The organism is Gardnerella leopoldii (assembly GCF_003293675.1).
Taxonomy (GTDB): domain Bacteria; phylum Actinomycetota; class Actinomycetes; order Actinomycetales; family Bifidobacteriaceae; genus Bifidobacterium; species Bifidobacterium leopoldii.
The window spans coordinates 353,313-378,190 of record NZ_CP029984.1; the positions used below are offsets into that span (position 1 = coordinate 353,313).

Here is a 24,878-nt window from a genome sequence, read left to right on the forward strand (position 1 = left end):
CCTCCTTGTTTAAGAAAGTTGCAATACTTTAATTGCTTCAGGATGTACCAGTTTCCCATCCAAATACTCAAAAGAGAGGTAACCTATCTGGTCTATAAGAGAAAATATTTCGTTTAGAACCTTGATGGTTGGGTTATGGCGTTCGATAATCCAATAGTTGGAAAAATCACCAAAGGCGATAACTTTTGCTCCCTTTTGCGAAGAAGGCATGGCATTGTCAATGACCACAGGTCTGCCCATTAAGTTGCCATCAAAATCAGGTAGGATGTATGCTCCGGTAGTGTCCTTTAAGGTTTGAAGATAAAGAGCAGTTTCATCATTCATAAGCCACGTGGCATTTTCTCGATACTTACTATCTAGCGAGAAGAATAAATGTTTGATGGTATCTGCGGAAATCTCTTTTGCTTGCACAGCAACCTCAGCACCTGATGTATCTGATAAAATTCCTGTCGGCTTAGTTATCCCATCGCCATTTATAAAAGCTTCCGACTCACTCAATGTAAATTGCTTTGTCAGTTCGCTTGTGATGAACTCTTCGATATCAAAGTCAAGATCAGCTGTAAAATCCGTACCCAAACGAATAAGGTTAACTAGGGTATAATCCGTTACATCAATACGCTTAAAGCCATCTTTAATAGGCATATGCGTAATGATATTCGCATCATAATCTTTCATCCATTTAGTGAACGGTGTACCTTCATAGATGAACAATTTGCTTGATTGCGAGTGTGCTTTTACCACTGTACACAGTTTTCTAAGATTACTTTTGTTTGCAAGTTTTGCTTCGAGTTTTGCTAGAGAAGAAGTCGGCAAATCATAGGCACCTGTATGAATGTGGCGCAGTTTTCCTGCAATATTGTTCGCATTACCATTTGCGTCGCGCAGTACGTTCCAAAACGTGTTGTGGTAGTCCTGACTTGCTAGTTTCATTTCTTTTTCAATATCTCTGTTAATCATAATTGTTAGTTCCTTTCATTACTGTTTTCTGCAATTACTGCAGTAATTTGCTTGATTTTGCCCATTTACCCTTTTGAATTCGCTGTTTTTGCACGCAAGACCCTGCGCCCGTTCCCGAAGGGGTACTCTTTAGAGATTTGACCCCCCCTAGGGGGTTAGGTTCAGAAAGTAGTATGCGAATAAATTTCTAACAGCACAGTACCTAGGCAGGTTTTCTTTCTTCAATGTTGTCAAAAAGCTGAAATCATTTCAGTATTTTGATTTGTGCATGATAGTATTTCTTCTTCATGCTCAACACAGGTTTGCGATACGAATTACGCAATCATAGGCACCACCTCCTTAAACGTGGCATGATGTGGCAGTTAAATTTCGTTATTGCCTTATAGGGTTATATGGGGATATAGGTTATTAACTGCCACTAGTTGCCACTTAAAAAATCGCTAAACTCACTTTTAAGCCTGTAGCCTTTAAGAAGCGTGGTTTTTTCTCCGCCTGTCTTGGGACGCTTTCTTACAACCTCGGCAAATTTTCTTAATTCCTGATTGAAGTTTCTGCTGTTCTCAGAAAAACAGCCGTTATCAATGCACCACTTCTTGTAGTGGTCGTATACAACTGCCGTTCGAATCTCAGAGCTCTGGTCTTTAACGAGTACATCTTCAGCAAACTGTGCCATCTTGTCACTGTCGTGGGCATAACTAAAAATGGCATCAAGAACGCTATTAGGCGGCTTAAAGCCTTCATCTCGGAGGTGGGTAAAGCCTTCAAGAAGCCAGTTTAAAATGGCACTTTGCACCTCTTTTTTAGAAAACTCCGCCTTTAAGGTTTTATCCTGTTCCCACGCTTCAAAATGCCTGTTAAAGGGAATAATCTGCATGCGGTCGCTACTAAACACTGTCATATCGCTGATGACGGGCAGATAATTGGTGTTCACGTACAGTTTGAACTGTGGTTTAAAGTCAAAACTGTTCTCATGCAGGAATCGAGCGTTTAAGGTATCACTTCCCGTCATGTATTTAACTTGGGCTGAATTAAGGAATAGTCCTCGGCTCGGCTCAGATATATTGGCAAAGCGAACACCGGCAAGGCGTGCTACATCCTCGGTCGGCTGTGAGCTATTAGGGTTCTTCTTTAGAGCAATGGTTTCCGCGCGTACCGCTTTTCCGTAATCGCCCATCACAGACAGAACGCTTTCCATGAGTGTGCCTTTACCGTTTCTTGTGCTTTCTCCAAAAAGAAAGAACATGCACTCATAGCGTGTATCACCGCTTAACGCATAGCCTAATGACTTTTGAAGATACAAGGCTTTCTCACAATCTCCGCTCATAATTTCATCGACAAACTGGCGAAAACGTTCACTTCTTGCCTTCGGGTCATAAAACACAGGTGATACTTTGGTAATAAGATCTGTTGCTAAGTGCTTGCGAAATACACCGTGCTGAAGGTCTAAAGTTCCGTTTTGGCAGTTAAATAGATAAATGTTCTTATCGAACGCTTCCATCGAAATGGGGTAAACGCTTTGAGCTTCCTTGATATAAATCTCACGGTTACGACGGCTGCTCCATTTGTTCCAATACTCAACAAGCATGGAACGGGTTCTCTCGTCTTTAATGACACCAGCATAACGTATAAGAGAAAGAGCTAAATCCTTGCATAGTTCCATCGTTTTAAGCGTTCCAATATCGCAAGTCCAACGTACACCATCGAAGATGAACCACATTTTGCGCTCCGGTACATAGTGCAGAATGTTTTGGAAAATATCAGCAAACAATCTGCCATTACCTAAATCACCGTTGCGATATCGTATATTTTCATCAGGCTTTAGTTCCTGTAATTTAGATAAGAGATCATCAAAGTCTTCCTCAGCACTTGCATTATGGAAAGGCTCATAGAAGGTATGACATTTAGAAACAGCTTTCTGAATGGTTGTGTTGCCATAAGTATCCGCGCCACGGTGTTCATCCCACTTAGGACGGAATAAAGCAGACTTACGAAAAAGTCGGTCTATTTGCTCCTTGTTACCGCCACAGTAAAAGGCAAGAATAGACACAAGCGCGGCATCTGCTTCGCTATGAGAAGGGTAAGCCGAAATGTCACCATGCCAAAGTGCTGTAAATTTAGCTCCATTTATGGCGTTGCCAGCTTTTTCAATAACAGATGTATCGCTTAAATATGACCTTGTACACGCGTTATTTTCTTTTTCATGAGTGTTTATGTTTCGCTTCATGTACGTGTCTAAAAGCCACATGATGGCTTCATCGTCTTCTAAAAGCTCGCCTTCCTGATACACGTCGCCCGTAACTGTTAGATAGCGATTCGTAGCTAGAGCGCTGTAAACCTCAATATCCCCATGCTTGATGTAATAAGACTTTTTATCGTATGCGCCGTTAAACAGAAGCAAGATATGAAAGCCATGCTTACTTGGGCTGTATTCGATATAAGCGTGCTTGAAATGGGCAATAATCTCTTTTGCCCAGTCTTTAATGATGCCATTATCGATGCAGTGGTCTAAATCGATGCCTAAGAGGTTATCAACAAGCTTTATACCAATTCCGTCGTATTGGTCTTTTACTTTCATGGCATCATCAAGCGAGGTGAAATCGCTTAAGTTGTCTGTAGCTGCTTTCTTTCCCGTTATGGGGTTATAAGGCGGCTTAGTGAGCCTACCGTTTTCTTGCTGCTCGTACTTCCATGAACAAAAGATATTCTTGTTCTTTAGTGCTTTTGGCAGTTTCTCTAGATCCATATTTGATCCTCCTTTTCTAGAAGGCTTATCCCTTCTACATCACAGGCAAAAGAAAAAGCCGACTTTTTAACCTGTCTTAAAAAGTTTTTTTGGTCTTCTACTTGGTAGCCATGAAAGAGGGTGTAATCTGACGGTTTTAGAAAAAATTTTTGACAATAAAAATCTCCTAAGCATTCATTAGGCATTTGCCTTGAATGAATAGCAAAGGAGACTTTTTTAATCTGCTATATTCCGGAGTGGCTAGCTCTTTATATCGTTGATATACTCACAGAATCGTGATAATATTTAACTATTAAAATAAGGAGGGAATTATGGCTGTTAGTTATAAAAAACTATTACATCGCATGATTGAAGAAGATATTTCCAATCAGGACTTAATGAGAATGAGCAATATTTCCGCCAACATTATTACGAAACTACGCACTGGGCAATATATATCACTGGAAAAAGTGGAAGGTATCTGCACAGCTTTACACTGCACGCCCAACGATATTTTGGAATTTATAGCGGAGGATGAAAAGTAATGGCTAATAATCAAAAACTGGAACTTACGTGGCTTGGTAAGGATAAAGAAATCAAAATAGAGCCTAGGATTCTAGTTGAGGATAAAGAAAAATCAAACTGCAAAAATGATCCTAATACAGAAAACATGCTCATACATGGAGATAACCTACTCGCACTAAAAGCGTTAGAAAACAAATATGCAGGTAACCGCGATCACTTCTTCATATTTGAAGTAAGTACCGTAGATGAGAATCCGCTAATCTATCATTATACATATAAGAAAACTACAATATATTTAGCAGAAAAATAGGAGCAGTTCAATTGACTGTTCCTATTTTTAATATTCATAAAATCTAAAGTCTTTATACTCTTTAACAATGGAGTCGCCAACCAGAACAGACTATACTGACCAGCGACTACCTTAAATTTAATGTTTCAGATTTATTTTCTTATCTCTAATTTCATAAACTACATCTGCTACATTTTCGAGTAATCGTTTATCGTGGGTGATAAACACGATAGTTCCGGTGTACTCCTTCATTAGTATTTCCAAAGCCTCTAAACTTGGTATGTCAAGGAAGTTACTGGGTTCATCCATTATTAGGATGTTATATCTACCCATGAGCATTTTAGCAAGCAACAATTTTATAATTTCTCCACCGCTTAAAACAGATAAACTTTTTCCAATATCGTTCTGTTTGAACCCCATAGATGCTAGCACTGAACGAATTTCTGATATATTGTAGTCACAATCCTTCTGCATAAACTCCATAACATTCTGATTACTGTTGTACTTGTAACCATTCTGTGCAAAGTAACCTATTTTTGCCTTAGGCGAAATAGAAATTCCTTCTTCATGGTTTAAGATCATTTGGATTAAAGTTGTTTTTCCGATTCCATTACCACCAGTTAACGCCACTTTTGCTCCTAACGGAATTTGAAAAGATGCATTTTCAAACAGAGCCTTATCCCCAAATACTTTATTAATTTCTGCACCGACTATAGGGTATGGATTATGGAGCTCCAATGCTTTACTTTGCCTGAAACGAATTCTGCGAATGCCTTCCGGAGCTTCTACTTTTCCTAAGGCCGCAATCCTGTGCTCTAGGGTTTTAGCAGCATTATACATCTTTTTTTCCTTACTTCCTATTGATTTTTGATGAGCTAAACGCCCTCCGTCTTCAGTACTTTTTTTCTTTGAAGAACCTTTTGCCTTCTGTTCTATTTTACGAGCCTGTTTTCGCTTTTCCTCCGCAGCCCTTTCCAATCGGGCACGTTCCGCAATAAATTGTTCGTATTCTGCAGCTTGGCTCTTACGTTCTTCCTCTTTCTGACGAAGATAATCAGAATAGTTTCCCCAATACTCAGTGATTTTGCCATCTTTCAGTTCCCATATTTTATCTACTATTTCATCAAGAAAATAGCGGTCATGGCTAATAACTAACAGTGCACCTGTAAAATATTTTAGCTGTCCTATTAGAAAATCAATTCCTTCACGGTCTAAATGGCTCGTAGGTTCATCCGCTAAAATACCATGAACCTGTGCCGATAAGGCCTGTGCTATTTTAAGCCTTGTTTCTTCACCACCGCTCATAGTCTGTATATTTAATTGCTCAACACCTAGCTTGCCTACAAGTGCAAAATCTTTTTCCTCCTGCAGAGTTACTTCGTCCAACTGGGGAATATAGGCAAGTTCACCCAGACGATTCATTTTACATCCTGGGGGAGTTAATTCTCCTAAAAGTACCCTGAGTAAAGTGCTTTTTCCAGCACCATTTGCTCCTACTAAACCAATACGGTCATAATCATATACTTCTAATTCATTTATATCTAAAACATCGCGTCCTTTGAATTCCACACGAATGTCTTTTGCTTTTAATATTAATTCCATAACATTTCCTCCTGTCTATAATCGCATGCTTTCATTTGCTTGTATGCAGGGAAAACCCTGCGATTTTAGCAGGAAGAGTTACATGAAAATAAGATACATAAATATTCCTCCAATATTGTTTATTTTAAATCTAATTTTCTAACCTCAGTTATCATTTGGCAAACTATAGCAATGCCAATAATTAAAATACCTGATAGTAAAAACCAATGATTTACACCGATTTTATCAGCAAAGAATCCAGAAAGAATTAACCCAATTGGCATAGCAAGTGACATGATACTTCCGATCAAAGAAAATACACGTCCTAAATATTCAGGCTTAATTTTCTCCTGAAAAAGAGCTGTTTGCACACCGCTATAAAATGGCACCGAAAGCCCCATTATTGCACAGCAAACTACGAATATTACAAATCCATTTGGAGGAAGTATTCCCGAAACGGCTAAACTGGTCCCCATTATAAAAAATGAACTTGTTATTAGTAATACATGCTTTTCGAAGCCCCCTAATCTTCCTAATAATAAGCCTCCTGCTAGCATCCCAAATGCAAAGGAAATTTCCGTAATAGAAATATGCACAGGCGTTCCATTAAAGTGTTCCATGCTTATTAAAAGGAAATAGTGCATTGATTGGCATATAAACAAAAGTATATAGTGTTCCTAAGAGTAATAAGGCAAACAATCCTTTGTTTTGTCTCAGAACCACAACTCCTTCTTTCATCTCCCTTATGAAATTTGGTTCTAAACTTTGCACTTGATTACCCAGCTTAGGTATACGTACAATTGCTACCGTAATAGATGCAATCACAGCACCCAATACGTCGATGGCAATAATAGCATTTAAATCCCAAACGGAGTATAAGAGTGCTGCAACTGCCGGACTAACAATATAGCTTATAGACTGCAAAGACTGACTATAGCCTGCGCATTTCGTTAGCTGTTCTTCTGGTACTAAAAGTGGTGTAACCGCATTGAGTGCTGGGGTATGAAAAGCTGTTCCAATGCTACGGATAAACAATACTATCATAATCATCCAGACAGGTAGCTCCATACAGAATGCAACAATAGCAAGCACTGCACCAGCTGCTGCGATAATTAAATCGGCACCAATCATTATCTTCTTCCTATCATGACGATCCACTAGCACACCAATGGCAGGTCCCAAAATCGCATAGGGTAAAAAACCTACTAATGAAGCCATAGACAAGACCATCGCAGATCCTGTTTTTTCTGTAAGGTAAAAAATAATCGCCATTTGCAGGATGGCACTAGTGATTAATGATACTGCTTGCCCTGCCCATATTGCATAAAATTTTCGTTTCCAATTGTTGTATTTTTCCATTTATATTATCTCCTGCATATTATTTTGCTTGAATTTCTATTTTGAATAGCATTCTAGGCAATAAAAAATGCAGGCCAAACCCCACAATGTGGCTTTTGGTCTGCATACATACAATTTGGAAACATTCATATTAAAGACATAGTTAAATAAAGGTATAGTTAAATAACCAATATCCTCACCGTAACTAATGAATGCTCAATATCGTATAAATAAGCACAACAAAAAAGCCTATCATCGGGTATAGATTCTGCTTTTTTTATTGCCAGCTTATCTTAAACGCATTGAGGCTGTCATAGTTTCGGTTCCTCCTACATCTTTGTTTATATCAATTTATAGTATAACACAACAAGATGATATGTTCAATATAAAAGTTATGGAATGAGACTCATACTTCCAATTCGATGCCAGATTTAAAGGATATGACGAAGTTTTCTTCATAGACTGTAACGCTCTGGATTATCTTCCTTAGTAGCAAGCGATTAGCTTTCACAAAATCTTCTGTTTGTAGTTTTAAAAATTCATCAGGATTTTCTAACTCAACCTCAAAATATTTCATTTTACATTCCCTCATTTCATTTATTGATAAATTGAGTTTGCAAAAAAGAGTGGACAATTTTTGTCTACTCTTAACCTTTAAAATAGTTTTTTTAATCGATTTGAAGTTGCCTAAATTATTACTTATTCGGTAAAATGAAGTATTGCTTTCAACAGATTTCCTTCAACTACACTTCACTTGATTCAAACAAGGTGGGTACATTTCTATTCCCACAAACTCCTTGTCAATGGAAACAAACACGTACCCACAGGGTAAATGGAAATAGAAACTGATAATTTCTAGCTATCACTTCTACTCATTCCAAAAATTTTCTCACTCTGATACTTACCCACCATAAAGCAAAAAGCCTTGCAATCAAGGCTTTCATTATCCCTTTCGTTCAAAGGTTTCTAAGCTTTTACGAGCAGAGCGACACACTCAGCGGTTCGCTATCTCCGTTCTGTCTGCGTGCTAGCACTTGTCAATCACGGACAGCTATCGCATGGGCGGAAGTAAATGCTAATCTTCGTCGTTTTACTCCTTGACTAGCAAACTTACCGCCTCAACATGCTACGTTTGTAGGTTTCACAGGAACTCCTATTGCCGAAACATATCAGACCTTTGGTCAGGAAATTGATAGATACACTATGGATCAGGCGGTCGCAGATGGACTAACTGTTTCTATTAAGTATCATCCTCGTATTGCCAAGGTGTTACTTGATAAGACCAAAGCTAAAGAAATTGAAAATTACTATAAAAAGTGTGCCGATGATGGTGCAACGTATGATGATATTGAAGCCAGTAAACGTGCAATGAGTTCTATGGAAGTTATCCTTGGCGAGCCTTCTCGCTTGGAGAGGCTTGCTATAGATATTCATGACCATTATATTTCATCTTGTGATAGTGACCCAGATAGAATTCAGAAAGCAATGATTGTCTGCTCTAGCAGAAAAATTGCATATTCACTTCTTTTGAAATTCAAGGATAAATATCCGGAATGGTTTGAAGAAAAGAAAACTCCTGACGGAGTTACTGCAACAGATGAAGAACTTAAAGAATTAAAGCCTATGCCATTTATGGCTATGGTATCGAGTGTTGGAAGTAATGATGAAGCTGAGATGTATAACTATCTTGGTGGCGTTAAAAATGATAAACGTTGCGAAGAACTGGATGCAGCCTTTAAACAGGAAAAGTCTAATTTCCATATTGTTATCGTAGTTGATATGTGGATTACAGGATTTGATGTTCCTTCACTTACATATTTATATAACGATAAGCCTTTGAAGAAGCACTTGCTGATTCAAACTATCAGTCGTGTAAACAGAAAATATCCCGGCAAAGAATATGGTATGGTTATCGACTATATTGGCATTCGCGATAATATGCGTGAGGCCATGAAGGTTTACGGTGGTGATACATCAGTTGCTCCCACATCGGATGACGTTGAGCAGGCTACCTCTGCATTCAGGGAAGAGCTTGAAATACTTAAAGCACTGTTTACAGATTATGACTTAGCTCCATTCCTTAATACGAAATGTGACCCTGTTGAAAGATATAAATTACTTTCCAAAGCCGCTGAGTATGTCTTTACATCAGCACAGGTCTTGCAGACAGAAGGAAACGGAAAAACTAATCAGGTCTCATTTAAGACATATTTCTTAAAGTCTGTTAAGAGAATGAGAAGTGCTTTTGATATTTGCCAACCTTCTGGAAATCTGGGCGAAGAAGAATCTGCGCTTGCACAGTGCTTTATGGCTATAGCAGGCTTCGTTCGTAAAATGAGCGGAACCAGCGATGTTGATGCTGAAACTATGAATCTTGTGGTATCAAAGATGGTTGAAGAGGCATTAAAATACAATAAGGTAGAAAGTGTTCTTGAAAGTGGCGAGGAAGAAGATATCTTCTCTCCTGAATACTTTGAAAAATTATCAGATGTAGAAATGCCTGCTACAAAGTTAGAATTACTTATCAAAATGCTCCGTAAGCAAATAAAGGAATATGGCAGGGTCAACCAATTAGCAGCGAAATCTTTCCAAGAAATGATTGAAAAGACTATTGATGAGTACCATGAAAGACGTAAGCACCTTACTGCTGAAGAAGCCGGGGCAACACAGGAAGCTGCCTCAGAAGATATTATTAAGGCTGCAACTGAACAAGCTTTAGTGATACTTCGTCAGATGAACGAAAATCGTGAGAGTTTCCGTAAAATAGGATTAACCTTTGAAGAAAAGGCATTCTATGATATTTTGATTGCTCTTCGTGACCAGTATAAGTTTGAATATGGCATTGACAAAGAAGTTAACGGTGTTGTGATAAACGATAAATGCAAGACACTTGCTAAAAAAGTTAAGGAAATAATAGATACCGAGTCTTCATTTGTGGACTGGCTCAACAATCAGAATGTGCGTAATCAGTTAAAATTGAAGATAAAGATTTGTTTGGTTAAGAACGGCTATCCGCCACAGTATAGTCCTGAAGTGTTCACAAAGGTGATGGAGCAGGTAGAAAATTTTGAGGAGCATTCTGAAACAACTTCAGAAAGTTAGATTATTCCTTTTCCTTATTGCTTCTATGTGAAGAACTATGATGTTTGCTGAGAATAGTGCCCCATATGGCAGAAAGAAAGATGGTGAATAACATGGGAAGTATTGTTTTAGAATTACAGAATGAAATTGTGTCATCAAATTGCGATGTTGTTAATATATTACGCAAAGCACATTTGATTGCATCAAAATTAAAGCTTAATGATTTTGATCAATGGATTCAACACGAATTAAATGGTTATCCTGACCAAGAATCTTGCCCTGAGTATAGAAAGGTTCGTGGAAGTTTAAAAACTTTCAATCCTTATCGCGGTTGGATTCCAACCTCAATACAGGATAATGAATACGAAAAAAAGATTTGTGAAAGAAAGTTAGTAAATTCAATTTCTGAAATCATTTCTTTATGTCAGTCCTCAGGAAATGTATTAACTTTAGATTTTTCAGGCGAACAACTTGCATTGTTTGATAAAATGGCTGATTCGCTACTTCCAATGGATTATGCATTACATATACCTACAACTGCAGTTAAAGACATTGAAGAAAAAGTCAAAAATACTATTTTAGAATGGACATTGAAATTAGAATCGGAAGGTATTGTAGGGGAAAATATGGTTTTCTCTAAGACTGAAAAAGAATCCGCAGTGAACATGCCACAAACCGTGAATAATTATTACGGAAATACAAGTGTGATCAATTCACCATCCGATAATGTACAGATAGTGTCTGGAAGTGAGAATACAGTTACATTTTCCTATGATAAAGTTAAGGATGTAGTTGATGCCGTTGAAAAAAGTATTAGTGAATCTGATTTATCAAAAGAGGATATAGAAACCGCAACAGAATTATTAGCTGACATCAAATTAAAAATTGAAGAAGAGAAGAAACCGCATATTTTAAAATCAGCATTGGTTGGACTAAAAGACTTTTTAATTAATACAGGTGCCAGCGTTACTGCAGTGTTAATACAAGCTCAAATACAAGGTTTGTTCTAAAAATCTCAAATACTATTTCGGTATCTGAGTATAAGAAAACGGCCACACAGAGTATCTCTACTCTTGTATGGTCGTTTTATTTCTTATGTTCCCGCTTAAAGGCTTTCAGTTGGTTTTCTTTTAATCCCTTACTGAACACTCCTTTTCAAGCATGCTTTTTGGGGTCATGTGATTACAGAAACTGTTGCTAGCGTTTGCACGCTTATTATTGCGCTGCTTGTACAGCAGTTCGTAGGGCACCGCGTACTAGGTTGGGAAACTGTGGTCATACTCGCGTTGAGTGTTGTGGTGTTTTCGCTGCTAAGTGCAGCGTATCTGCAGTGGGATAGGCATCGCAGACCAGATGACGGATCTGGTGATTTACTCATAGGAATCATCGATTTTGTGCTCAGGCTGCTGGTGACTTCTGGTATTGCTTTATTGCTTGTTTCCAATATCACGTTGCTAAGCATTATTATTGGTGCAGCGATTACTAGTGTGTTGCTGTTTGTTTTTGAAAAGCCTTGGCAGCCAGGTATGACGGATGCGCAATTACAGGAAGCTTCAAAGAAATCGGTTGAGCTTGGCGTTCAAATGCTTGAAGAAGAACGCGTAAAGCGCGCCGAGGTGAGAAACAAGATTGCATTACAGCATGCGAGCGCAGGTAAAACAGACACTCCTAGAGGTACGTCTCTAACATTCTCATCGTTAATCGTTGCGAATATGCTGATGGAAGCAGTATATGCTGTTGTTACATTTTTGCTTGCATTGATGCTGCAATGGTGGATGCTTTGTACTATCGCTGGCTGGAGCACGCTACTCGTCATATTCTTTGGCAATATGCTATTTTCTTGCGCGGCGGCTGCGATTATGGTTCTGATGGGCGCATTGAAGGCTGATCAACAGAAATGCCTAACAAAAAGTTGGCCTTTCTTAGTTATTGTTGTACTGCTTCGACTGCTGATCTTTGGTGTTCTCGCTTGGCTTCTTACACCGAGTTTGGCATGGGTGAGCGTAGTTGTTGGCATTGTGCTTACCAATATTGTTCTCGTTATCAAGTGGCACCCACGGAGAAGAACCGCAGTAGCTGCGTAAGATTCTGTAAGACTGTTTTCTTCTTCTTTAAGCAAAAGGCTCTACGTAACCCGTTATATCTTTCCTTTTTCCTTGCTATTAGTATTTATAGTTTTTGTTTAAAAAACTTAACAGCCATTTCATAAACAAATGTAACAGTTTTTTACGTGTTATATCTTGGCAATGTTGTATTAAAAAAGAGCCGCATGTTTCGCATATCTCCATCGTGTTTTATTTGCACTGGTTTTACCATTCTTAACCATCTTGTTGCTACATACACTACCAATGGGATTATTGCAAGAGTTCATCATTTAATTACAACAGTAGATTAGGTTAGTTTCATTAGAGTATTCTAATTGTAGTCTATTTGCATAATTTAGTATTTGGGGGAATAACCCTATTTCTATTTGTTACAAGTAAAACTTAGAACACCTTATACATTTTATGTGTTATCAAAAATAACAACAACAATTGTATGGCAAAAAATTATTGGATAGAATGAGTATTAAACCTATTTGGTGTGCGACTCCGTGGAGTAAGTGAGGAGAATATTCTTATGTACAAGGTTCTTATGTTCGTGCTGAAGTTGGTTCTGTTTACAGCTGTGAATTTTATGTTCCTTTACTTGTCGATGGTGGTATTCGGCCATGATTTTGGTGTGATGTTCAAAACGTATGGGAATGCGCTCGGTCCGCTTATGTTCATGCTTGCTTTGATGACAACGATGTCGTTGCCTAATGAAGGAACCATTTTTGAGGATAAGCGGCAAAAAAGTGTGTCTAAAAACCCGAGTTATCGTTGAAATACCACGGAAAACTCGCTGTTATTAAGCTAAAAAAGCTTAACATTCAGCATTACTTGACATTGAAAACAAAAGGGGCTTAGGACAATTTTTAGACATTTTGTGCAACCATAGCACGATGTTCCATAATTGTCTTTTAAGCCCCATTTTAATTCTGTGATTGTTGTAAAAATCAATATAAGTATGAATAGCTTGACGTAATTCTTCTGTACTATCCCAGCTACTGCGACTTAGATAACAAATTGCGAAAAAGTTATGCAATGAGAACGTTATTTGCAATTTTTATATTGCGAGCATGCTGTTAGCGATTAAGCCTTCACTTTGGTGTAAATTCATTTCCTTCCCTTTATCTGCTATTTTTATGTTCAAACTCAAACGAGAAAATAAGCGGGGCTTCCTACCATCACGGTGCTTGATCGTATTATCTGATGTAGTAATGCGAACATAAAAATCGTGTATGACAGTCGAAAAATCCCATTCGTGCAATTGTGTTGCAATATGCGATACAGTATTTTATGGTGTGTGTATGGAGGTTGGTTGATATGGCAGTTACTAAAAGTGCGAATGTGAGTGTGAGAATATCATCCTCTAGTAAATAAACAAGTAACCAGTCTGGCTTGATGTGGCATTCGTGAACTTAACGTTGTACATCAGTCTTGCAACAACGCTTTCTTAAGGTCTTCCATAGAGGAATACGATGGTACGTTAGGGTCTCTGGAAATTCTTCTAGCTTCTTCCATAGCAGCCAGTGATTCAGTGTTATATTGTGACTGCTTAATTATGAATGGGAAACCGCCTTCCATTATGGAAGTTCGTAAGAAAATATTGATAGCATCAGTGACGGAAATTCCGAAGCTGTCAAATAAGTCTTCAGCACTTTGTTTTACACTTGGTTCAATACGTATGTTGATGTTTGCAGTTTTAGACATATTATTACTTCCAACTACTTATAATGTATTGCAAATGTTAAACAAATGTTTTGTGGTTGCTTATATTTGAGTTTTTGACGTAATGCTCATATAATTTTCCACGTAAAGCACATTTAAGTTTATGAGGTGTTGCGCTATGACTGCCCAAATGATCGCTAGTCTTAAGAACGGTTTGAAAGGCATATAAAAGCACATAAAACAGCTTAAGATACATATTCTTTAGCAGTATTAAACACGCATTGCACATGATGTTTGTCATTATGTTTGCACGTGCGCGTTGGTTTTTACACGTTTTTTGCATGTTTTTGCGCGTTCTTATCGTTTCTTGTAAGCAAGCGTTATCTTTTTATCTAACTGATTTTCATTGTTGAAATTTATTCAATAATAGTAAGAATTAAGCTTTAATAACAAGTAAGAACGAAGCAATAATAATGAATAATAATATAGAAAACGCAACTGATAGTCGCGATAACAATAATAAGCAGTCAACTAGCAACTTAATATTGTGTATTGATAATGTAACAAGATCTTATTCTCGTGGATTCGGTCGTAAGAAAACAACTCGCCAAGTTTTACATAACGTATCTTTTGATATTCATTCTGGTGAAATATTTTGCTTGCTTGGTCCGAATGGTGCAGGTAAAACAACTACTGTGAAAATTGTTGGTACGTTGTTAGCTCCTGATAGTGGTAGTGTTCGCATTGCTAGTATTGATGTTGTGAGTAATCCTCGAGAAGCGCGTAAGCACGTGTCGTTGCTTCTTGGAGGTGAGAGAGGATTTTATCAAAGGCTAAGTGCATTAGATAATCTTCGTTATTTTGCTGATCTTTCCGCTGTCCCATATAGGGAGCAAGGAAAGCGTATTCACGATGCTCTTGAGCAAGTTGATTTACTTGATAAAGCTCATGATGCTGTTCAAACTTTTTCAAGGGGAATGTGGCAGCGATTGCATATTGCTCGATCGCTGGTTGCTAGAACGGATCTTATGCTTTTAGATGAGCCTACCACTGGTTTGGATCCTGAAAATGCTAGGAAAGTACGTGAAATTATTCATGCTTTACGAGATCAAGGAATAGCGATTTTGCTAACTACGCATGAGATGAGTGAGGCTGAAAAATTAGCTGATACTGTTGCTGTAATAAATCACGGTAATATTATCGCTCAGGGAAGTGTTCAGCAGTTGGCTTCTTTACAGCATATTGATCATGTAACAATGTACGCGTATGACGGTGAAGCATCAAGCGGAACTCCTAGTGTTAAGGAAGAATTGCAAAAACTTGATGGAGTGTTGTGGTGTGATGTTTTTGAATCGCATGGAGTGTTAAATATTACTATCGCGTGGAGCAAAACAGTATCTCAAGAACGAAATATTAAAATTCCTGTTGATGGGATTACGCGTTTAGGTGATCGCGTTGCAAGTTTGGAAGAAACGTATTTTGCTATTGTGCAAAATGATAATATTTCTGCATCAAATACTTCTACTTCTACTTCTGCTGCTACGCTGTCTTCCTCGCCGTCCTTGCTCCCATTAAGTAAGTAGGAGGCTTAATATGAATACTTCTACTCGTTCATACGCTTCTGTGATTCGTGGCATGTGGTTTCAGCTTAAAAGCTTAGCAAAAACAACGTTTTTCTTGCAAAATGCGATACTTGCTCCAGTATGTTTTGCGTTGATGAAAATTGTTGCCTACTATGGTTTTTCTCATGATTGTACTAACTGCCTTAATAATATTTGGGTTGATTCTTCTATAGCTGGATTATGGTCTGCTACAACTACTGCTGTTGGAATTATTGGATACCAGCGTTATTTAGGAACATTACAATATTTAACTTTAAGTGTCATCTCACCTGCTGCAGTGTTTCTTCCTATTGTAGGATCCGCAGCTTTACTTGGGTGCATTGGTATGCCGCTTGCGATTATTACCGTTGCTGTTTTCTGCCATGGGTTCTTTATGATAACATTCACGCAGTTAGTTGGATACTTACTTTCTATGCTCGCTTGCGTAGCTTCTGCTGCATTATTATCTGGAATTTTTGTATTATGCCGTAAAGCTACAGTTTATGAAGGTTTGATTTTAATTCCTGTATGGATGCTTTGTGGAATAGTGATTCCTGTAGAATCAATGCCATTGCCAGCTCGCGTTATTGCGTTTATTCATCCGCTTACGTCTGCAGTGTGGGTGGCTCATGCGCAATCGTTTAATGCTACTACTGTGTTAGCGATTGTGTTATGTGTTGTATTATCCAGCGTTTTGCTTGTTATTGCAGGTTTTATGTTACGTCATGCTATTCGACTTGCAACGCTTAATGGAAGTTTGAACATAATATGATACGAAATAATAATCAGGTTGAAACTATGCGAAATAAAATTATTCAAAATAGTAAGTACGCTAGACTGCATCAATATAATCAGTATTCTCAGTATGGTCACGTGAGCGTGTTATCTAGTATACGAACTGGTGCAAGAGTGAGTATACAGAGTATACCTAGCTTAAATAGTTGGAATACTGCTGTTATTCGTATGATTATTGAGCCTCTTTTATCCACGTTCTTATACGTTTTTCTAGCTGGAGCTGTAAGCGGAGGATTCAATGGAGCAGCTAGTGCTGCAACTAGCACTGGTTTTAATCATAGTTTGATTGCTTCAACTCTTGCTGCTGTAATGGGAGCGTGTTCTATTTCCACAAGTATGACTGTGTCAGAAGCACTAGCATGGGATCGTTTTGAAGGAACAACACCATTCGTGCTTACAAGCGCGAAAGTTGCATTACCATTATGGTTCGGTCGTATTATTGCGCTCGTGACTATTTCTTTAGTGAGTGATGCTGTGACTTTGTTTATAACAATGCTTGTAATAAGCCCAAGTGCTTTCTTTGTGATTAATATGAGTGTGTTGATGCTGTTGTTCCTTATTGTTCCTGTTGCTTCTACGGGATTTGGTATCGCTATAGCTGCTATAAGCATGATGATGAATGATGTTTATACTATTTCTAACGCGCTTAGTGCAATACTTCCTATTGTTTGTGGTGTGATTGCTCCAATTAGCGTATTTCCTAAGATGATGCAATACGTGTTATATGTGATTCCAGTAACTCATGTTACGCAAGTATCGCTTAGTATAGTTGATGGTTCTGTAAATGTTGGCGTATCGCTACTTGTGATTCTTATTGTTGGTGCGTTGTGGGCAATTGTCGGTGTGATCATATGGAATGTTGGTGTGGCGATTCAACAGCATAAAGGTACTTTAACGAATATAGGGTTTTAGCTGATAAATATGGGATTTAGTTAATTAAATAAGGATTTTATTAGCGGGTATAGGGGGTGGGTGATACTAAAAGCATATTGATTATTGAGTGAGGTTATCAAGCCAATCTTAAACCTTTTAACGATAGCCTTTCCTATCGTTAAAAAGTGCACACACTTTGCACCCATCTGTTTATGTGCGGAAATGTTGTTTAAGAACAATTTTTATATTGCAATTCTGTCAAAAATTGTTTTTTATTGATTTTATTATCGCTTATTTGAATATATTCAAAGATGGTTCTTCTTAAATAAGATATGTTTTGAATCACAATACAAGAGTTTATATGTGTAAGTGAGCAGCGATATAGAAAAAGGAGCTGGGTTTGTGGCTCAGCTCCTTTTTCTTAATTATTTTCAATTATTAGTTTACTTTTGTTTAATTTTGTAGGTGAACTTTTTTACTCGCGATTCTTCTTGCGAGAGAAGAATGCTGCTGCAGCTCCCAGTACACCAATCATTGCGCTGATCAATCCTACTCGTTCCACTTCAGTACCAGTCTTTACTAATTGGGACGAATGCTTTGCAGGAACCTTGTTGCCGGACTTAGTAGATGCGTTGGAACCTGAAGCGCCAGTGGATGTATTACCAGCTTTGCCGTTGCCAGCATTACCGGTTTCAGCGTTACCAGCGTTGTTAGACGTGGAATCGTTACCCGAATCAGATTCAGAACCATTGCTGTTTCCAGTCTCAGAACCAGAACCGGAACCAGAATCAGAACCGGAATCAGAACCGGAATCAGAACCGGAATCAGAACCGGAATCAGAACCGGAATCAGAACCGGAATCAGAACCGGAATCAGAACCGGAATCAGAACCAGAATTTCCGCCGTTGTTTCCGGCTTTACCAGTGGTTTCGTCGGAAGCGGTGTTACCCTTCTTATCTTTAGCTTTTACCTCACTGCCGTCTTTGACTTTGTTTGCTGGAATAGTGACTTTACCAGTGTTTTCGTCAACGGTTACGCCTTCTGGAGTGTTTTCACCCTTCTTCCACTTACCGTTTTCTTTCTTGACAGTGAAGTTGGTTGGGGTGGTGTTTTCACCTTCTGGCGTATAAGTGATTTCCAGACTATCAGTACCGGCTGCTGGTGTTACGTCAACAGAACCATCGTTTTGAGGCTTGACGGTTGGAGCAGCTGGNNNTTCTTGACAGTGAAGTTGGTTGGGGTGGTGTTTTCACCTTCTGGCGTATAAGTGATTTCCAGACTATCAGTACCGGCTGCTGGTGTTACGTCAACAGAACCATCGTTTTGAGGCTTGACGGTTGGAGCAGTTGGCTTAGTTTCTGGAGTGGTTGGGTTGTTTCCGGCTTTACCAGTGGTTTCGTCGGAAGCGGTGTTACCCTTCTTATCTTTAGCTTTTACCTCACTGCCGTCTTTGACTTTGTTTGCTGGAATAGTGACTTTACCAGTGTTTTCGTCAACGGTTACGCCTTCTGGAGTGTTTTCACCCTTCTTCCACTTACCGTTTTCTTTCTTGACAGTGAAGTTGGTTGGGGTGATGTTTTCACCTTCTGGCGTATAAGTGATTTCCAGACTATCAGTACCGGCTGCTGGTGTTACGTCAACAGAACCATCGTTTTGAGGCTTGACGGTTGGAGCAGTTGGCTTCACGGTTATGGTTAGCTCTGCGGTGCCGGTTTTTCCTGCCGAGTCTTTTACCGTGAAGGTTATAGTATGTGTGCCAACTTCCTTCGGCTGCATATTCTTAACTGTAAGATCAAAATCCTTTTCTTTATCAGTATTAGTTGTTTGACTTGATTTTATTCGAGATGAGAGTTCGTTAAGTTCAAGACCTAAACCTTGCATCAAAGCTTGTGCATTAGGTACTTCTTCAACCTTCACATCATCTTTAGCAACAATGTGAATCTTCAGATCTTGCCCAACTGCTACAGACAATGAATCGGCAGTAGCAGTAATTGTTGGGTTTTGAGTATCCTTAGGCGCAGTAGCTTGTTTTTTGTCACTGTTTTCTGAAGTTAGGTTAAACCCTTGAATTGTTACTTTAGGAGTCTTTTCATCAGGCTTCTTTACAGTCGTTGTTGCATACACGGCGCCTTCAGGAATTCCATCCTTAACAGTAATCTCCGCTTTACCATTCTTAATCGTTGTAGTAGAGCCGATTTCCTTGTTATCTTTATCAAACAGTTTAACTGTTGTAGTAGTGCCCTCAGGAATGCCGCTTCCAACAGATACTGTTACTTTCTGCCCTTTCTTTCCAGCAAGATTAGTCAGATCAGTGTCGATAACTGGCTTCTGTGGTTTAACATTGATGGTTACTTTTGTTATACTCGTGGAATTATCGGAGTATGTTCCCTTAATACTAGAGGTAAATACGCCGACTGTCTTAGTGTTTGGAGCAGTGCCGTTCCACTTTAATGTTGGTTGTTTGTCAAGCTTGCTGCCATCTTTAACAGTTACAAAATTGTCAATTTCTGTCAATTGCGGTAATTTTCCACCAACGGTAGTATCAATGGTTTTACCGGTAAGAGGATGTTCTTTAGAAAGTTTTGGCTTTTTAGTAACTTTGACTTTAACTTTGCGTGTGGTAACGTTTCCAGAACCATCCTCGGAAGTAATAGTTACTGTCTTGTTGTTCATGTCTTTAGTAACAGTGATGTCGCCTGATGAAAGCGGATTACTTTCGCTTCCAGCGCCTTGCTTGGTTATAGGAGTGTCCGTTAAACCAGAAATGCTAAACTTCTCAATATAACCCTTGTCATCGGTGGTAGTGAAGCTTAGTTTATCGTCTTCCTTGAGTTGAATGGTCTGGTTGTCGTCGGTTATTTCAGTTTTGCCATGATAAATTTTTGGCGCTTTGTTGTCGGCTTTATTGCGCTTTAACTTATCATCTTTGTCTTCATCATTGCTTGGATCTCTACCAGAAATAACCGTGTATGCAGAACTTGTAGTTGCTCCCCAAGAACCGCTATTTGCCCATGTCCATGCGTTTTGAATGTTTGCATACTTGTCGTTATAGTTATCTGCTTTTTTATTAATAGCTCCTGGACGAAGCTTTAATTCTGCATGCATATGATACGCAACATCGTCATACGGTTTAGCAACTGTTATACCTAAACCGTAATTTTTGTTATACTGCGGATTGTAAAAAGCATACGTTGTTTGATCTCCAGCCATTCGACTAATGAGTGCTTCATTTGCGTTTCCATGGAAGATTTGATCTAAATCGTCATAAAGTTTATTACCAGGATTAAGTCCTATACCTACCTGATAAAGAGCATAACCATCTTTGCCAAAATGCTGATCAGTTTTTCTCATGTCAGGTACAGAGAATGATAGGGAATCATCTTTCACAAAAGCTTCTGGATCTTGCGAAAGAATGTGACCTTTGGTTTTCGGTCTGTACGCATCGTACCTAAGATTAGTAACCGTATCAGATTTATATAACCCATTTGAATCCAAGTCTGCAATTGCATATGGTACCTGCCATAAGTACCATTGCTTGTTAGATTTAGATACCATTGACTCAGCATTGTTGTTGAAGAAAACATCGAAAATAAGATAATCAGAGTTGTCACGTGTTTCCACATGTGCATACATAGCTGTTCTATCATTAACGAATTTCCAATTATTATCAGACCCTTCTTCGTCTGATTTTATTTCTGTTGCATTGCTGTTTCTACCGCGTACTCTTCTGAATTCAAGAATATTTGGATACTGCAACCAAGGTTTCTTTTCGCCTAGTGGAACATATTCGTGATTTTGAGACTCAGCAACCGTGCTATTCGTAAGACTTCTAACTACTCTAGACTGTGTTGGTGTAGGAAGTGGTGTGCGCGTCGTAACAGCCATTGCAGGCTGGCTGCCTAAGCAGGTTGCTGCTGTCAACAAAGCAGCCATTGTTGCTAACGGAAGCGTATGTATTTTGTGAGCAGAATGCTTTCTAGAAGATTTTGATGATGTATGTTTTGAAGGTTTAGCGGTTGTCATAACAATCTCCTTAATTTTCCCTAATCTTTAATGAATTTTTAAACAAATAAATAGAACGAATTCTATGACAAATCTCTCCAATGCTAGTAATAAAACTCTCTATTTAAATGGGTCTACTTAAAATTCTATCATTTTTTGTTATTTTTCATGATATTTTTCAGTTTTAAATTAGTTTAAACTGTAAAATTTCCTACGGGGGGGGGGGTGCTCTAAAAGAAAATTTTTTGCGAAATGTTATAACAACATATATTTTTCGAAAATTTTTTATTATTTTCGTAATCTGTAATACGTCTTATGGTGTGTTGCAGATTTGTGATTGGGTAATCGCTGAACAAATGTTGTAGTTCATTACCTCACTATAATTTTGATACTAAATTGTTTAGTACTTTGTCGAATTCAGACATTCTGTTTTCTTGATTAAAGAATGGAAGACCTATAATCTTGTATCCTCTTCCTAGAATATCGTTAATCTTGTAGTTGTTTTTAATCTGCCCTAAGAATTTTTCTTTCCACTCATCTTCAAATAAAAGTTGACTACCTTTAGGCTCAACATATGCTTGATATGTTTTAACATCCTCATACTCTTTCTCACGAATAAAGAGCAAGAAATCAGGCTCAAAACGTTCGCCTGAATCAAACGAATAAATGGCAAGCTCAGGGATTCTCTCATTCCTAATAAGATAGTATTCAAGTCCTTTTGCTTTAAGCTTCGGCTCCGTAAAAGACGAAAGAATGTGAGCATTTGGAATGTTGAAAATCCAGCCTAGGGGTGCTTCTAGGATGTTTTTATGCTCAAAAATCAAGTTATCAAGCCAATCTTAAACCTTTTAACGATAGTCTTTCCTATCGTTAAAAAGTGCACTTATTTTGCCTATGCATCTGTTTATGTATGGAATAAAATCCTGTGGATTATCGGATGATTTTTAGCTACAATTATTTTGTAGACTGCATATATGCATTCTTTGTCCATAATTTACATCCCGTCAGTTTTATTAGACTCAAAGATGATTTGTACTACGAGATGAATGAATATTGGGCAGATGATAGTGAATAACAGAGTGAAGATTGAACATGATAATCGTAGCTGCAATTAGGTAAAGATTAAGTTGTAGAGGAGGCATAAATGAAGCATATCAAGCATTATGCTTTTTTGACTGTGGTAGTTTGCATTATGTCACTTATTTCAGGTTGTAAGAATCAAAATAGTTTTAGCGATAATAATAGAGAAGTAAAAACAGAAAATAAAAAGTCTGCAAGGAATGAAAAACACTCAGAAAATAATGAAGATGTTGACTGGAAAGAGGTAAGTAAAAATGGTGTTGATGAAACTTTGCTCATAAAAAACATAGATGAAAAGGTTCTCACATATGTGGCTAAACAATTACAAAATCTATGCGATGAGATTGGTGAAAAGGGGATCAAAGATAAATACCATTGGCTGACAGGACAATGGTATAACGATGTAATATATTCTAAACAATACAAGAGTGTTGTGTCGTTGGGTAAAAAAGCAATGAAACCATTGTTCCTAATAATATATAAAAGCAAAGAGGCTGGAATGTATGAATGGGTTTGTAGTAAAGCGTTAGATGAAATATCTGGTTTTGATTTCTCGGGATTAAACAATGGCGTAGGCTGGAGTAATTCTAAAGAATTTTTAAAGGCATTTACCGATAAAATTATTGAACAAAAAATTAGCAAACAAAAAAATTAACAACTCTCTGTTTACAATTGTCTTGGACGCCTACTAGGCAAGGTGAGATTGAGCATTATCAAGTCTCTTATTTGTGATTGCTAGTGGAGAAACTCGTAGTAGTTTTAGGATGGTTTCTCACGGCTTTAGATGCAAATTTTGCTTTTTTTTTAAACGAGAGTATAGTGTTATCAAATTTGTCAAATAAGCTATTGGATTTGTGTAGTTTGTAGTGAATTATTTAAGTTGGATAGCAATTTGCAAGTAATCATGCGAGTAGTTATGTAAGTTTGCATTATTTTGAAAAAGTTTTTAGGGGAGAGTTAGTTGCTGTGAAGACGATTTTTAGCAAAGATAATATTTTTATTCGTATGAGATCTATTAGTCCGGCATTGCGATGGGCGCTTGTTGGCTTTTGTTTTTCTATGCTCGGCAATCAGGCGTATGAAGGCTCGGTTTTGCCTTCGATTATTATTGTTGGCTTGCCGGCTTGGGTGATTGGTTTTCGTAAGACTTTTATGACGGTTGCCGATTTTCTTTCGCCATGCTCTGGTTGGATTGTTGATAAGCTTGGCGGTTTTCGCGCTCTTGCTATGACTGAAGGCGTAGAAGGCGTGCTCAGTTTGCTGCCGCTTCTTATGCTTGGCTCTCTAGCTTGGAAGTGGTCGCTTGTAGCTCTTTCTTGCGCATTGTTGATTACCGGGCAAGTGATTGATATCGCTAGCGAAGTTTTCGAGGTTGATGCTGCCGGCGGCGATGACGGCATGATTGTAAACTACAGCGGCATTGTGAGCGTTTTGGCGAGTGTTACAGGAACCTTGCTCGGCTCTCCGCTTGGATCTTGGATTGCAAGCTGGTCAATTCCTGCGGTTTTGATTTTCTCGTCCGTGACTTCTTTTGCGGCTTGTGCTACGCGATTTATTATGAAACAAGATATTTCGCAAGCGTCTTGCGTAGAAGAGGAAGCATCGCAAGATGTAGAGAATGAATCGCAAGAAAATCAAGAAAAGCAAACGGAACTGGAAAATAAAGCAGATTCCAAATCTGCAGATAATCAATCTACTATTAAGAAATCTGCGAATCCATCGCTCAAGAGTAAAATCATGCTTCTTGCCGGATCTCTTTTGGTTGCTTTTATTCCTGCATGCTCTGTTTCTTATATTCTTCTTGGTCTTGGTAAGCAATATGGCTCTAAATCCTTAACAATACTGTATATTTTCAGTGGCGTAGGAAGCGTGCTTGCGTCCGTTTTATATGCGCATTCGTCTCAAAAACTCGGTTTAAGAAAAATAGCGGTTTTAGGAATTGTTGTGAGCTTGCTTGCTTATTGCTTTATGTTTAGTAGTCTTTTGCCAATAATGTGGGTTGCATTCTTCCTTGAATCGATTGGTGGAATGTTGTTGGTGGAGCCGATTATTGTTGCGCGTCAGATTCTGTTCAAAGGAAGTGCGCTCGCTAAGTTTTCTGGTTGGGCGCGCCTTGCGTTTGCGATTGGTGCTACTACTGGATCTTGGATTGGATTTGCATTCTCGTCTACGTTCCAATGGCATCTGTTGCCTATACTTGCGCTGATTTTTACTGCCGGTTTGCTGGCTGTTTTACCACAGTTGCCGAATACCAGCTATGCGGCGCTCGCATGATTATTTGT

The 24,878-nt window shown here is 38.4% G+C and carries 18 protein-coding genes and 2 pseudogenes; 13 read left to right on the forward strand and 7 right to left on the reverse strand.

The window, feature by feature from the left end; genetic code table 11:
* Positions 1-9: 9 nt before the first annotated feature.
* Together DOD25_RS01645 and DOD25_RS01650 are read right to left on the reverse strand one after the other, a co-directional pair.
* Entirely contained in the window at positions 10-957 is a 948-nt protein-coding gene (locus DOD25_RS01645; protein WP_004121942.1) for a phage major capsid protein, read from the reverse strand.
* Between the two features lie 418 nt (positions 958-1,375).
* Entirely contained in the window at positions 1,376-3,700 is a 2,325-nt protein-coding gene (locus DOD25_RS01650) for a phage/plasmid primase, P4 family (RefSeq protein ID WP_004121944.1), read from the reverse strand.
* A 311-nt stretch (positions 3,701-4,011) separates the two neighbouring features.
* Here DOD25_RS01650 and DOD25_RS01660 point away from each other — a divergent pair, with 311 nt between their 5' ends.
* Complete coding sequence (locus DOD25_RS01660; protein WP_004121956.1) at positions 4,012-4,224, forward strand: helix-turn-helix domain-containing protein; 213 nt, start codon at positions 4,012-4,014, stop codon at positions 4,222-4,224.
* Entirely contained in the window at positions 4,224-4,514 is a 291-nt protein-coding gene (locus tag DOD25_RS01665; protein ID WP_004121959.1) for a DUF5960 family protein, read from the forward strand. Before DOD25_RS01660 ends, DOD25_RS01665 begins: the two co-directional genes overlap by 1 nt.
* A 117-nt stretch (positions 4,515-4,631) precedes the next feature.
* Here DOD25_RS01665 and msr(D) read toward each other — a convergent pair whose 3' ends face one another.
* Together msr(D) and mef(A) are read right to left on the reverse strand one after the other, a co-directional pair.
* A complete protein-coding gene (gene msr(D) / locus DOD25_RS01670) occupies positions 4,632-6,095 on the reverse strand; it encodes an ABC-F type ribosomal protection protein Msr(D) (protein ID WP_000420313.1) in 1,464 nt (487 codons plus the stop codon).
* Between the two features lie 119 nt (positions 6,096-6,214).
* A pseudogene (gene mef(A), locus DOD25_RS01675) lies at positions 6,215-7,433 on the reverse strand (macrolide efflux MFS transporter Mef(A)).
* 1,110 nt (positions 7,434-8,543) lie between these two features.
* On the opposite strand from mef(A), the pseudogene DOD25_RS06500 reads away from it, so the two are divergent.
* From DOD25_RS06500 to DOD25_RS01700, 5 genes and pseudogenes are all read left to right on the forward strand, one after another.
* Positions 8,544-8,714 (forward strand): annotated as a pseudogene (locus tag DOD25_RS06500) (hypothetical protein); the annotation flags it as partial.
* A gap of 372 nt (positions 8,715-9,086) precedes the next feature.
* Positions 9,087-10,514: a type I restriction enzyme endonuclease domain-containing protein gene (locus tag DOD25_RS06505; protein WP_407645750.1), complete on the forward strand. Its 1,428-nt coding sequence runs from the start codon at positions 9,087-9,089 to the stop codon at positions 10,512-10,514.
* 65 nt (positions 10,515-10,579) lie between these two features.
* Positions 10,580-11,503 carry an AbiTii domain-containing protein gene (locus tag DOD25_RS01690; protein WP_196776770.1) on the forward strand — a complete coding sequence of 308 codons (924 nt, stop codon included), beginning with the start codon at positions 10,580-10,582 and terminating at the stop codon, positions 11,501-11,503.
* Positions 11,504-11,671: 168 nt separating this feature from the next.
* On the forward strand, positions 11,672-12,577 hold the full coding sequence (locus tag DOD25_RS01695) for a hypothetical protein (RefSeq protein WP_064340595.1): 906 nt from the start codon (positions 11,672-11,674) through the stop codon (positions 12,575-12,577).
* 535 nt (positions 12,578-13,112) lie between these two features.
* Positions 13,113-13,358, forward strand: coding sequence for a hypothetical protein (locus DOD25_RS01700; RefSeq protein ID WP_004573997.1), 246 nt, complete (start codon positions 13,113-13,115; stop codon positions 13,356-13,358).
* A 39-nt stretch (positions 13,359-13,397) separates the two neighbouring features.
* Here DOD25_RS01700 and DOD25_RS06540 read toward each other — a convergent pair whose 3' ends face one another.
* Both DOD25_RS06540 and DOD25_RS01720 read right to left on the reverse strand, forming a co-directional pair.
* Positions 13,398-13,637, reverse strand: a complete 240-nt coding sequence (locus tag DOD25_RS06540) for an IS3 family transposase (RefSeq protein WP_407645748.1) — start codon at positions 13,635-13,637, stop codon at positions 13,398-13,400.
* Between the two features lie 371 nt (positions 13,638-14,008).
* Positions 14,009-14,287 (reverse strand): type II toxin-antitoxin system RelB/DinJ family antitoxin, encoded by a 279-nt coding sequence (locus DOD25_RS01720; RefSeq protein WP_004573998.1) that lies wholly within the window; start codon positions 14,285-14,287, stop codon positions 14,009-14,011.
* Between the two features lie 431 nt (positions 14,288-14,718).
* Here DOD25_RS01720 and DOD25_RS01730 point away from each other — a divergent pair, with 431 nt between their 5' ends.
* From DOD25_RS01730 to DOD25_RS01745, 4 genes are all read left to right on the forward strand, one after another.
* Entirely contained in the window at positions 14,719-15,828 is a 1,110-nt protein-coding gene (locus DOD25_RS01730) for an ABC transporter ATP-binding protein (protein WP_112928586.1), read from the forward strand.
* A gap of 10 nt (positions 15,829-15,838) precedes the next feature.
* Entirely contained in the window at positions 15,839-16,618 is a 780-nt protein-coding gene (locus tag DOD25_RS01735) for an ABC transporter (RefSeq protein ID WP_162720534.1), read from the forward strand.
* Complete coding sequence (locus DOD25_RS01740; RefSeq protein ID WP_112928587.1) at positions 16,615-17,553, forward strand: ABC transporter permease; 939 nt, start codon at positions 16,615-16,617, stop codon at positions 17,551-17,553. Before DOD25_RS01735 ends, DOD25_RS01740 begins: the two co-directional genes overlap by 4 nt.
* Before the next feature lie 410 nt (positions 17,554-17,963).
* Positions 17,964-18,644, forward strand: a complete 681-nt coding sequence (locus DOD25_RS01745) for a hypothetical protein (protein ID WP_162720528.1) — start codon at positions 17,964-17,966, stop codon at positions 18,642-18,644.
* Positions 18,645-21,893: 3,249 nt separating this feature from the next.
* On the opposite strand, the gene DOD25_RS06455 is transcribed toward DOD25_RS01745, so the two are convergent.
* Entirely contained in the window at positions 21,894-22,340 is a 447-nt protein-coding gene (locus tag DOD25_RS06455) for a hypothetical protein (protein ID WP_064340707.1), read from the reverse strand.
* A gap of 320 nt (positions 22,341-22,660) precedes the next feature.
* Between DOD25_RS06455 and DOD25_RS01760 the strand changes: the two genes are divergently transcribed.
* Complete coding sequence (locus DOD25_RS01760; protein WP_004107190.1) at positions 22,661-23,251, forward strand: hypothetical protein; 591 nt, start codon at positions 22,661-22,663, stop codon at positions 23,249-23,251.
* A gap of 311 nt (positions 23,252-23,562) precedes the next feature.
* Positions 23,563-24,870, forward strand: a complete 1,308-nt coding sequence (locus DOD25_RS01765) for an MFS transporter (protein ID WP_101892155.1) — start codon at positions 23,563-23,565, stop codon at positions 24,868-24,870.
* The last annotated feature ends 8 nt before the right edge of the window (positions 24,871-24,878 follow it).